We start from the raw sequence: 11,514 nt of genomic DNA, 5'->3' as shown, positions 1-11,514 counted from the left end.
TGATTGTTGTATTTCTAAAAGGAAGAAAATCATGTTTTGGGAGCTGATTGCGACAGTATTGTCAGGTTTTATGGCGGCAGGCGTGGCACTGTCGTTAAGATTATTGATTAAAAAGTTGCCACACTGGATTGTGCCAGCGGCGGCAGGACTTGGCATGATGGGGTTTCAGGTGTTTAGTGAATATACTTGGTTTGAGCATACCAAAAGCCGCCTGCCAGAGGGGGTAGCGGTGGTGGCGACGCACGCTGAGCCTGCCTTTTATAAGCCGTGGTCGTATGCTAAGCCGCCGATTTTAAAATTTGTGGCGGTTGAGGGTGTAAAAGAGCCGATGGCAGGCGACATTAAAAAAGCCAATTTGTACTTTTTTGAAAGACGCATGGCAGCACAGCACACGCAGATTTTGGTGGACTGCCGAGATCGTATGCAGTCAGATTTTTCTGATGCGCCAAAATGGGGTAAAACGCCAATGACCGATGACATCACCAAAGCCGTTTGTCAGTGATTGGTGCGATATTGGCATAAAAGCTGTCTTTGGACGGCTTTTTATTTGCCTAAAATTGGCAAAATAACAAGTGGTGAATCTAATGCAAATTTGCGATATAAATCCATGATATAATAAGCCATAATGATAAAATCACAAAATAGAGCTATTCATGAAAGTACTTGGTTTAGAAACTTCCTGCGATGAAACAGGGCTTGCGATTTATGACAGTCAGATGAATGACGGCAAAGGCGGCGTGCTTGCCCAAGTGCTGTACAGTCAGATTGAGCTACACGCCACTTATGGTGGGGTCGTACCTGAGCTTGCCAGTCGTGATCATATTCGTAAATTGGTGCCGCTGCTTGACGAGCTGTTTGCACAGGCTGATATTGACAAAGGCGACATTGACGCCATCGCCTATACCAAAGGTCCTGGGCTGATTGGGGCGTTGATGACAGGGGCGTTGTTTGGGCGGACGCTTGCCTATGCGTGGGGTGTGCCTGCCATTGGTGTGCATCATATGGAAGGGCATTTGCTTGCTCCGATGATTTTGGGCGATGCGGTGCAATTTCCGTTCGTGTGCCTGCTGGTGTCTGGCGGTCATACGATGCTTGTGCAGGCGGAAGGCGTGGGACAATACACCGTGCTTGGCGAGTCCATTGACGATGCAGCAGGCGAGTGCTTTGATAAGGCGGCAAAAATGCTCGGCTTGCCTTATCCAGGCGGACCAAATGTCGCCAAACTTGCCGAAACAGGCAATCATCTGGCGTATGAATTGCCCCGTCCGATGCTTGGCAAGGGGCTGGATTTTTCGTTCAGCGGTATGAAAACGGCGGTGCATAATCTCATCAAAGACACGCCAAATGCCGACTGCGATGAGCGTGTGCGAGCGGATATTGCGGCAAGTTTTCAATATGCGGTGGTGGATACTTTGGTCAAAAAATGCACCAAAGCCTTAAAACAAACCAACCTAAAACGCCTAGTCATCGCAGGGGGCGTGTCTGCCAATCAGCGACTGCGTGCCGAGCTTGAAAAGTCACTTGCCAAAATCGGTGCCAGCGTCTATTACGCACCGCCTGAGCTATGCACGGACAATGGGGCGATGATTGCCTACGCTGGATATTGCCGCCTAAAACTGGGACAAACGGACGGTCTTTCGGTGGCGTGTGTACCAAGATGGGACATGCAGACGCTGGATGTGACATCGCAGTGACAGCGTCATGACTTGCCATCAGCAAATGCTCAATCGCCCATACTTGCCATCAACCATAAAGCATCTTATCCAATCTTGTCATCGCTTTAAATTTATCTTGCGTGCATGGGCGTATTTTGAGAAAATAGGGCAGTTTGCCAATTTTACTTTTAAAAGAAGCTCATCGTGCCTTTATCCTCCCTAAAAATCGAATCATTGCCCAGATTCTCCGCCAATTTATTTTCAAACATCAGCGCCGCCTTGCACATGCTTGTCGGCAGCATTCGTGCTTTTGCCTTAGTGCGTCCGACTTTTTCGCAGTTTGTGGTGTTGCTGCTGGCAGCGTCAGGGGCGAATATTTTATTTGGCTACTTATCAGCAAGTGAGCACGGCTTGTTTAATGAGCAAGGACTCATCAGCTATTTGATCTGGCCGGTCATCATCTTGGTGGTGGGCATCATTTTGGCAAGAAGGACGATGAATTATTCGCTGCTGTTCGTGCCTGTGGTGCTGTGGCTGACGGCTGACACGATGCTGGTGCTGCTGCAAAGTAGCATTCAGTTTTTGGACATTAAGGGTTGGTTGCCGTCCTTTTTGTATGGTGTTTTGCCGACGCTGTTTACTTTTTTGTTTGTGTGGCAGACGGCGTCTTTGCTGTGGATTTTTGCCAAAAAGCTGCATTGGTCGTGGTGGGAGCGTCTTTTGATGTTGGCAGGGGCGGTGGCGCTGCTGGTGGTGTGGCAAAAAAATGTCGCTGATCAGCCGATTTTTAAGGCAGAAAAAGCCTCGCCGACATTAAGCGAGCGTCAGTTTTATGACCAAGCGCTGCTGCTTGATCAAAATCTCTCCGCCATCGCCAAAGGTGTGCGTGGCAAGAGCGAGTGGTACTTTGTGGGTGTGGCAGGCTATGCCGAGCAAAATGTCTTTGCCAGCGAAATTGAGCAGGCAAATCAGCTGTTTGACGCGCGCTTTGGTATGAAAGATCGCTCCATTTCGCTCATCAATAATCCACACACTTGGGAGGAGTATCCGATTGCCTCTCGCACCAGCTTGGCACGGACGCTAAAAGACATTGGCATGAAGATGAACACCGAGGAAGATGTGCTGTTTTTGACTTTAAGCTCGCATGGGGCGGTGGATGAGTCTGGCAGTATTTTGGGAGATTTGGTGATGACCAATCCGCCTTTGACGCTCGATGAGATCGATCCTGTTTGGCTGCGTGGCACACTTGATGCGTCTGGCATTCGCTGGCGGGTGATTGTGGTGTCGTCTTGTTATTCAGGCGCTTTCATTCAGGCGCTGTCTAGCCCGACGACGGTGATCATCACCGCCAGCCGTGCTGACCGTGCGTCTTTTGGGTGCAGTGACGATGCGGACATGACTTACTTTGGGCGAGCGTTTTTTGCAGAGAGTATGCGTGAGCAGAACACGCTTGATGGCGCATTTAAGCAGGCGCGTCGTCGTGTGGGCGAGCGTGAGGCACTGATGGGATTTGAGCCGTCGGAGCCGCAGATGGTGGTGGGTGCGATGATGCAGACGGCGTTGCCTGAGCTAGAAAAGGCGCTGTTTTATCACGCCAGCAATCCTGTCGTAACGCTGCCAAAATTCACCCAAGCTGAAGATGCCAAATGATGCGCTCAAAGCCAGTTGCCAATAATAATTCCCCAAAAAGCTTTGCTCATAGCAAGGCTTTTTTTGTGGCTGTTTGGTGCCATCAAATGAGATTTAAAAACATAATTTGGCATGTACAATGTCAATATATTTGCAAAAACTGTTGATGTCTCTTTATATATCATAAATTTTAATATATTGATAAAATTTTGTGAATAATATTTGCAATTTACCCCAAATTTTATTATATTGTGAATACTGATATGTCTATCGGTCAAAATAATCAATCTGTATTTGCAGCCATTTTCATTAACATCAACAAGGAAACCTGCCATGACCATCAAAGCAGCCATCGAAAAAGTTGAAAAAAACTACGCTCATCAACCAGAATTTATCCAAGCGGTTAAAGAAGTCGCCATGACCATCGAGCAGGTCTATGCCGACAACCCAAAATTTGAGACCCTACAAGTATTTGAACGCCTGTGCGAGCCTGACCGCATCATCTCTTTCCGTGTGACTTGGGAAAATGACAAAGGTGAAGTGCAAGTTAACCGTGGCTGGCGTGTGCAGTTTAGCAATGCCATCGGTCCATATAAAGGCGGCATCCGTTTCCATCCAACCGTAACCGAAGGCACTTTGAAGTTCTTAGGCTTTGAGCAAATTTTCAAAAACGCCCTGACTGGTCTGCCTATGGGCGGTGCTAAGGGTGGCTCAGACTTTGACCCTAAGGGCAAAAGTGAGGCTGAAATCCGCCGTTTCTGCTATGCGTTCATGCGTGAACTTCACAAAAATGTCGGTAAAGACATGGATGTGCCAGCAGGCGACATCGGTGTGGGCGGTCGTGAAGTAAACTATATGTTTGCGATGTACAAAAACCTAACCCGTGAATTTGAAGGCGTATTGACTGGTAAAGGCGTGGGTCATGGCGGCTCGCTGATTCGTACTGAGGCGACTGGTTATGGCCTCGTGTATTTCCTTGACAATATGCTAAAAGTAAACAACGAAACCCTAGAAGGCAAAACTGTCTTAGTATCAGGTGCAGGCAATGTGGCACAATACGCTGCCGAAAAATGCCTACACTTGGGCGGTAAAGTCATCACTTTCTCTGACTCAAAAGGTACTTTGGTGGACAAAGACGGCTTCACCCAAGAGAAAATTGACTGGGTGAAAAACCACAAGGCAGAAGGTAAAGCGTTGGCTGACTATGTGTCAGAATTTGGCGGCGAATGGCTAGAAGGTCAAAAGCCTTGGCAGTTTGATGCTGATGTGGCACTGCCTTGCGCCACCCAAAACGAAGTGGATGCAGATAATGCAAAAGCATTGGTTAAGCATGGCGTAAAATATGTGAGCGAAGGTGCAAACATGCCATTGACCGCAGAAGCCATCGACATCGTGCGTGACAACGGCATCGCTTATGCACCAGGTAAAGCAGCGAACGCTGGCGGTGTGGCGGTGTCTGGTCTGGAGATGAGCCAGAACTCTGTGCGTCAGTACAAGAGCTTTGAGGAACTCGATGTTCAATTGCAAGACATCATGAAAAACATCCACGACAACTCGCTAGAAGCTGCCAAAAAATACGGCACAACCAAAGGTGCGGTGGATTATATGACAGGCGCCAATGTCGCAGGCTTTACCCAAGTGGCGAACGCACTTGTGGCGTATGGCTACCTATAATCTTTGATGGATAAATATCAAACCGAAATCCGCTCGTCATGGGCGGATTTTTGTTTTGATTGATGCTTGGCTTGCCATTGAAAGCCAAAATTTTTGTTGTTCATGTCACAACTTTTTTGCCATTTACACCACATCGCTGACAGGTTATAATGCGTCATTGCATGACATTTGTCAGTCATTCCACACATTTTAAAGATGTATAGAGAATTTTCATGACCCACACCGCTTTTTTGGACGAAGTCCGCAGCATCCTTACCGACAGCCAAATCAAAACTGACGAAGGCAGCCTAGACAACTGGGGTAAGGACTGGACGAAACATTTCGCCCCAGATGCATCAGCCATCGTTTTTCCACGCACCACCGAAGAAGTCGCCCAAATCGTCCGCCTTGCCAATGAACACAAGGTTTGCCTTGTACCGTCTGGCGGTCGCACAGGTCTGTCAGCAGGGGCAGTGGCGGCAAATGGCGAAGTGGTGGTGAGTTTTGACAAGATGAGCGCCATCGGTACTTTTTATGAAGCCGACCGCATGGTAGAAGTGGAAGCTGGTGTAATCACCAAAGCCTTGCAAGAATTTGCCGAAAGTCGTGGACTGTACTATGGCGTGGATTTTGCGTCCGCAGGCTCAAGCCAAATCGGTGGCAACATCGGTACAAACGCAGGTGGCATCAAGGTCATTCGCTATGGCATGACTCGCAATCAAATCTTGGGCTTGACGGTCGTCACAGGCAAAGGCGACATTCTGGAGTTGAACGGCGGTATGCTCAAAAACGCCACGGGCTATGATTTTCGTCATTTGTTCATCGGAGCAGAAGGTACGCTTGGCTTTGTTACTAAGGCACTCATCAAATTAGAAAAACAGCCTGTTGATTTGACCGCCATGGTGCTTGGCGTGCCTGATTTTGGCTCGGTGGTGGCACTGCTCAAACGCTTTAATACCGCTTTGACTTTGACTGCTTTTGAGTTTTTTGACCAAGTTGCCATTGAAAAAGTCATCAGTGCTGGACACGCCAAAGCCCCATTTGACAGCCAAACGCCATTTTATGTGTTGCTTGAATTTGAAGCCATCAGCGATGAAGTGCTGAACACAGCGATGGGCGTGTTTGAGCAATGTGCCGAAGACGGACTCATCGTTGATGGCGTGATGAGCCAAAGCGTGGGGCAGTTGCACGAACTTTGGAAGCTGCGTGAAAGCATCTCCGAAACCATCTCGGTATTCACCCCTTACAAAAACGATGTGTCGGTATTAATTACGCATTTGGGCGATTTTATTGCCGATATTGAAAAGATTGTTAAGGACAATTATCCTGATTTTGAGATTTGCTGGTTTGGGCATATTGGCGATGGCAATTTGCATTTGAACATCTTAAAACCTGAAAACCTCTCCAAAGATGAATTTTTTGGCAAATGCCAAGTGGTCAATCAATATGTCTTTGAAACGGTGCAAAAATACAAAGGCTCAATCTCTGCCGAACACGGTGTGGGCATGACCAAAAAGCCGTATTTGGATTATACTCGCTCGCTTGCCGAGATTGAATATATGAAAGCGGTTAAGGCGGTGTTTGACCCGAATAACATCATCAATCGTGGCAAGATTTTTGATGTTTGATTGATTGTACGGTCGGATTTACATGAATAAAGCACCTTTTTTGGGTGCTTTATTTTTGTGCTGTCTTTTTAGTGATGGCTGTGCGTGTCTGTATGATTTGTGTGCGTACTGTGGCTGTGGTCGCTATGATTGTGGTCGGGGCTGTGATGGTTGTGCTCGCTGTGCGTGGCATGGTCGCGTGTGCCGTGATGACTGGTGTGGTCGTGCGTGCTGTGATGGGCGTGCGCTGTGTGATCATGCCCATGCATGGCGTGCATGATGGCAGGCGATAGGGCGACCGAAAGCCCTGAGATGAGCATGAGTACGCCGCTGAATTGACGCAGGTTAAATTTTGCCACCATTTTTTGCAAAAAAGCGATCATGGAGTCGGTGGCGATGAGCATGGGGAGTGTACCCAGTCCAAAAAACAGCATGAATACCGCGCCAGACAAGGCATCGACTTGCGTGGCTGCTGTGCTGACCGCCATGACAAGCGCGCCATATACCAAGCCGCACGGCAAAAGCCCCCACAGCATCCCTGCGCCCATTGCTTTGGGCAGGCTGTTGATGGGCAGGACTTTTTGGCGGATGGGCGAGAGTCGATTCCAAAGTCCCAAGCCTAGTTTTTCAAGGCGATTTAGCACAGGTACGCCGAGCATCAGCAGGGCGGCAAAAATCAGCGCACCGCCCAGCAGAATTCTGGGTAGGGCATTGTCCGTCAAAAATGGTGCAATGACTTGGCTGCCAATAAGGCTTGCGATGACGCCAAGCATCATGTAGCTGATGAGTCTGCCGATGTGATAGGTGATGATGAGCGCTCGACGCTTGCTTGGGCTTAGGTCTCTCATCGAGATACCAAAAGCGGCAACAATGCCGCCGCACATGCCCAAGCAATGTGGCGACCCAAAAAATCCCATGGCGAGCGCAGCCAATAAAAGAGTCATGGTCATAAAAGTAGCCCTAAGTGCTTATTTGAGTTGTTTGTGAAGTTTGCGGCGTTCTTGACGGTCGTCTAAGATGATTTGTTCTGGGGCATTGTCCAGATCTTCAAACTGGTTTGACTTCACCGCATACCAAATCGCCCAAATCGCCACCACAAAGAGCATGAGACTTAATGGAATGAGTAGATAAATGCTTAACATGGCGTTCCTGTTGCAGTTTCGCCAGCCATGCTCGCTTGATAACGCTTGCTTGACGGCTGTCTTGTTGTGCCAAATGATGAATGATTATTATAACATACTATCCATCAAATGGCATGAGGATGTTGACTTTGGAGCATAAGGACGACGCACCAAAGAATTTAAAAGTCTAACTAAAATCTTTGACTACAAAATTACAACCAAAAGCATGGGGTTTTGTCTTGCCTTTTTTGTAAAAATGCTTGATACTCAAAAGGATAAATATTGAGTTTATTTTAGTGAGTGTATTTGAATTTGACATGCTTTATTATTATTGCGCTTTGAGATGCCATTTGAAGTGCTGAGCATAAAAATCAAAAAGACCATAAAGAAAAGATATGATTGATATAAAACAGTGGCGAGTGCCGACGGTGCTTGCGGCATCTTTGTTATTTTTGGCTGCTTGTGACAGCCCAGCGCCTACGGGTAAAGACAGTGCGACACAAACGACAGCCGCACCGATTGCGACCATGCCGACGGCAGCCGTTACCATGGGTAAGACCAAAGCAACCGAGCAATTCATGACGGGTCAATGGCGAGTGGTCAGCATGAATGGGCGAGACATTGACGGCGATTTGATGCTTGATTTACGAGAATTTGGCACTGGTAAGGGCGAGTTTTATGATGGCTGCGAGCGGATTTTGGTGACTTTTAATACGCACGATTTGTCCAATGAAAAGCTGCTCATCGACCGCTCAACCAGACAAAATGGCGAATGCACCAGCGAGCTCATCGATGAAGTGATGTGGATGCTTAGTGATGTCTATGGCTTTGAGCGGCAGGGCAGCGACCTTAAAATCATCGCCATGCAAAACGCCATTCATCTGGTGCCAGTCAGATAGGTGCATAAGCGTATTTTAAGGCGTTCGTTTGCTCATTTGCTGGCAAAGATGGGGCTGACAGGGGTGGCTTTTGGCATTACCCTTGTTAGCCCTTAGTGATTTTTGGGTGTGTTGCCAAGCCTAAGTTCAAGCCTAAGACATGCAGCTAACAGGCGTCATGTCGTGGCGGTGAGTCGGCGTGGTGTCGTCCTTGACGGCGATGCTTTGTACATCAAAAGGGCGGCTGAGCAGCTCAAAGAGCCTTGCCATCTCAGAAAAATCATCATCAAGAGCGCCTTGAATGGCGCGCTCTGCCATGGCGTTTCTTAGAATATAAACAGGGTTGGTTTGGCGTATTTTCTGCACGCTTTCTTGCGTGCTTGTGGTATGGCGCATGTGTGCCTGATGGCGTGCCAACCAGTCTTGCCATCGCTCCCATCCATGCTCTTGGTGCCTTAGCTCATCATTCAGCGTCGCCAGCAGTGCTTGCTCATGCGCACAGCCATCATCGAGTAAGGCGGCAAGCGCACGAAAGCTGTTGGTATAATCAAGCTCATAAGTTTTTAATAAGCCGACAAATTCATACGCCAAAGAAAGGCTTGTGCTGTCTTTGGGTAGCCCAATTTTCTGGCAAATGCCCTCATCATAGCTGTCGTGTAGCGTCGTCTTATAAGCATCTAGGCAGTCCGCCATCACCGAATCCTTGACAGACAGCAGCTCAAAGCAGGCAAGCCAGCGCTGCAAATTCCAATGTCCGATGGTCGGCTGATTTTGATAAGTGTAGCGACCGTGATGATCGGAGTGGTTGTTGATCCAACTGGGATTGAAACGCTCCATCATGCCAAACGGACCAAAGTCGAGCGTCGTACCTGTGATGTTCAGATTGTCCGTATTCATGACACCATGGCTAAAACCGACAAGCTGCCACTTGGCGATGAGCTTGGCGGTGTTTTTACACACCTGACGCAAAAACTCATCGATGTCGTATCTGTCAATCTTTGGATAATATGCCGCCATCATCTGATAACTAAACTCGCCAAACAGCTCGGGATGATACACCGCCAGCCACTCAAAATGCCCAAGTCTGACATGGCAGTCGCTCACTCGCAGAAGTGCCGCCGCCCGCACCATCTGCTGACGCATGATTGGCGTGTCTGAGACAACGCAGCCAAGCGCATTTGAGCTTGGCACACCAAGCATGGACAGTGCATGACTGCCAAGATACTCACGCACGGTGCTGTCTATCATCGCACGCCCATCGCCAAAGCGAGAAAAAGGGGTTTTGCCTGCGCCTTTTAGGTGTAAATCTTGTAATTTGCCTTGTTTATCAAACACTTGCGTAAGCAGCAGTCCTCGTCCGTCGCCCAGCTGTCCTGCCCACTGCCCAAACTGATGCCCAGCATAGACCATGGCTAGGGGCTGAAATTCATTGGGAAAGGCAGCATTATCAGCGCCGATGACACGCCGCCAATCCACCTTATCGACAGGTGAGTCGCTCAAAGTCTCATGCAGTGCGTGATTAAAATGCATGAGTCTTGGGTTGTCAAGCGGCATTGCGTCTTGGCGGTGGTATAAGGCGGGATTGAGCGTCAGGTAGTGGTGATGGTGTTTCATGTGCTAGGCTTAATGTTGGCTGGGTGGATTTGATGCCCTTGTAGGCAAAATTGATGATATAAAATCTTAAAATCACCAAAATTGTACCATAAAAAAGACCCTTTATCATGCAGATAAAGGGTAAGGAGAAACCAGATGTAGGGATTCTGAGCATTAGGCGGATTTGCCTTTTAGGTGCAAATAAGCGTGCTCGATGCGTTCGCTGTGCGCCAAAATTTGTGCCTCGATTTGAGCAAATTGCTCTTTGAGCTTTTCGTCGGCCTCATGCAGACGGTTGGCAAATTCGGTGCGTTTTAGCTCGACCGACTTGGCTTTTAGGGCGTGCCATTCCTCGACGGTCTGCATGAAAGCGTCATATTCTGCGCTGATGCGCTCTTTGAATACTGCCAAACGCTCGTCCAAACTCATCTCGCCGCCTTGAGCGATGCGCTCTTGGGCACGCTTAAACTGCATGGTGACTTCGGCGTGCTTGATGGTGACATCATCGACACGCTTTAAGTCTTTGGCAAGACCGACTTTTGAAAGGATACTGATGAACCATTTGGTCGGGTCGTATTGCCACCATTTGACGCCATTGCGATAGTCGTATTGGAAATAATGGTGGTAATTATGATAGCCTTCACCCCAAGTGAAAATCGCCAAAATTGGGTTGTCTCGTGCGGTGTTTTCATCTGTATAAGGGCGAGTGCCGAACATATGACACAGCGAATTGATGAAAAAAGTAAAGTGATGCGTCAGCACCATGCGCAAAAGACCTGCGATGATGAAAGTGCCAAGCATGTCGCCAGTCAAAAGACCCGCCAGACCCACCACCAAGACATTGGTCAATACCACCCATAGACCGTAGTATTTATGCTGGATTTGTAGAACCTTGTCTTTTTTTAGGTCGGGGATGTTTTTGTAGTCATATTGACCACTTGGGTATTTGCGCAGCATCCAATCCATGTGACTGAACCAAAATCCACGCTTTGATGAGTATGGGTCGTCATAGACATCATCGACATGGCGATGGTGCGTGCGATGCCCAGAGCACCAGTCAAAAGCCGAGCTTTGCACCGCCAAAGTCGCCCCAAGCAACAAAAAGTACTTCACGATCGGATGGGCATCATACGCCTTGTGCGCCCACAGACGATGGTAGCCTGCGGTGATCGACAGCCCTGTCCATGCCATAAAAAACGCAAACGCCGTCCATACGGCAGGATTGATGCCATGTGTCCACAAGTACCAAGGCACAAGCACAAGGGCAAGTATCGGAGTGGACAACAAGACGATGGCGGGCACCCAGTTAATCGGGGGGTTGTCAAAGGTTTGTGGATTTCTTTCGACGCTCATGGCAATGTCCTGTTGGTCAAAATTA

11 protein-coding genes are annotated in these 11,514 nt (G+C 48.4%); 6 read left to right on the top strand and 5 right to left on the bottom strand.

Going from position 1 to position 11,514, the window contains the following annotated elements; translation table 11 throughout:
• Positions 1–31: 31 nt before the first annotated feature.
• The 3 genes from LU290_RS08350 (at position 32) to LU290_RS08340 (ending at position 3,305) form a co-directional block, all read left to right on the top strand.
• Complete coding sequence (locus tag LU290_RS08350; RefSeq protein ID WP_277808145.1) at positions 32–502, top strand: hypothetical protein; 471 nt, start codon at positions 32–34, stop codon at positions 500–502.
• 151 nt (positions 503–653) lie between these two features.
• Positions 654–1,694: a tRNA (adenosine(37)-N6)-threonylcarbamoyltransferase complex transferase subunit TsaD gene (tsaD, locus tag LU290_RS08345; protein ID WP_277808144.1), complete on the top strand. Its 1,041-nt coding sequence runs from the start codon at positions 654–656 to the stop codon at positions 1,692–1,694.
• Between the two features lie 165 nt (positions 1,695–1,859).
• On the top strand, positions 1,860–3,305 hold the full coding sequence (locus tag LU290_RS08340) for a C13 family peptidase (RefSeq protein ID WP_277808143.1): 1,446 nt from the start codon (positions 1,860–1,862) through the stop codon (positions 3,303–3,305).
• A gap of 5 nt (positions 3,306–3,310) precedes the next feature.
• On the opposite strand, the gene LU290_RS08335 is transcribed toward LU290_RS08340, so the two are convergent.
• Positions 3,311–3,619: a hypothetical protein gene (locus LU290_RS08335; RefSeq protein WP_277808142.1), complete on the bottom strand. Its 309-nt coding sequence runs from the start codon at positions 3,617–3,619 to the stop codon at positions 3,311–3,313.
• Between LU290_RS08335 and gdhA the strand changes: the two genes are divergently transcribed.
• Together gdhA and LU290_RS08325 are read left to right on the top strand one after the other, a co-directional pair.
• Positions 3,618–4,958, top strand: a complete 1,341-nt coding sequence (gene gdhA, locus LU290_RS08330) for an NADP-specific glutamate dehydrogenase (RefSeq protein WP_277808141.1) — start codon at positions 3,618–3,620, stop codon at positions 4,956–4,958. The genes LU290_RS08335 and gdhA overlap by 2 nt on opposite strands.
• A 212-nt stretch (positions 4,959–5,170) precedes the next feature.
• Positions 5,171–6,565, top strand: a complete 1,395-nt coding sequence (locus tag LU290_RS08325) for a D-2-hydroxyglutarate dehydrogenase (protein ID WP_277808140.1) — start codon at positions 5,171–5,173, stop codon at positions 6,563–6,565.
• A 68-nt stretch (positions 6,566–6,633) separates the two neighbouring features.
• On the opposite strand, the gene LU290_RS08320 is transcribed toward LU290_RS08325, so the two are convergent.
• Both LU290_RS08320 and ccoS read right to left on the bottom strand, forming a co-directional pair.
• Positions 6,634–7,494: a sulfite exporter TauE/SafE family protein gene (locus LU290_RS08320; RefSeq protein ID WP_277808139.1), complete on the bottom strand. Its 861-nt coding sequence runs from the start codon at positions 7,492–7,494 to the stop codon at positions 6,634–6,636.
• An 18-nt stretch (positions 7,495–7,512) separates the two neighbouring features.
• On the bottom strand, positions 7,513–7,686 hold the full coding sequence (gene ccoS, locus LU290_RS08315; protein WP_277808138.1) for a cbb3-type cytochrome oxidase assembly protein CcoS: 174 nt from the start codon (positions 7,684–7,686) through the stop codon (positions 7,513–7,515).
• A gap of 374 nt (positions 7,687–8,060) precedes the next feature.
• Here ccoS and LU290_RS08310 point away from each other — a divergent pair, with 374 nt between their 5' ends.
• Entirely contained in the window at positions 8,061–8,564 is a 504-nt protein-coding gene (locus LU290_RS08310) for a hypothetical protein (protein ID WP_277808137.1), read from the top strand.
• Positions 8,565–8,696: 132 nt separating this feature from the next.
• Here the strand turns inward: LU290_RS08310 and LU290_RS08305 are convergent, their stop codons facing one another.
• Complete coding sequence (locus tag LU290_RS08305) at positions 8,697–10,157, bottom strand: protein adenylyltransferase SelO family protein (RefSeq protein WP_277808136.1); 1,461 nt, start codon at positions 10,155–10,157, stop codon at positions 8,697–8,699.
• A 153-nt stretch (positions 10,158–10,310) separates the two neighbouring features.
• The gene (locus tag LU290_RS08300; protein ID WP_277808135.1) at positions 10,311–11,489 is read right to left on the bottom strand and encodes an acyl-CoA desaturase; all 1,179 of its coding nucleotides are present in this window, start codon (positions 11,487–11,489) and stop codon (positions 10,311–10,313) included.
• Positions 11,490–11,514: the final 25 nt, after the last annotated feature.

The sequence above is a fragment of the Moraxella nasibovis genome, assembly GCF_029581575.1.
GTDB lineage: Bacteria > Pseudomonadota > Gammaproteobacteria > Pseudomonadales > Moraxellaceae > Moraxella > Moraxella nasibovis.
Note: the sequence above shows the minus strand (reverse complement) of the source record. Positions and strands in the feature narration are given on the sequence as shown.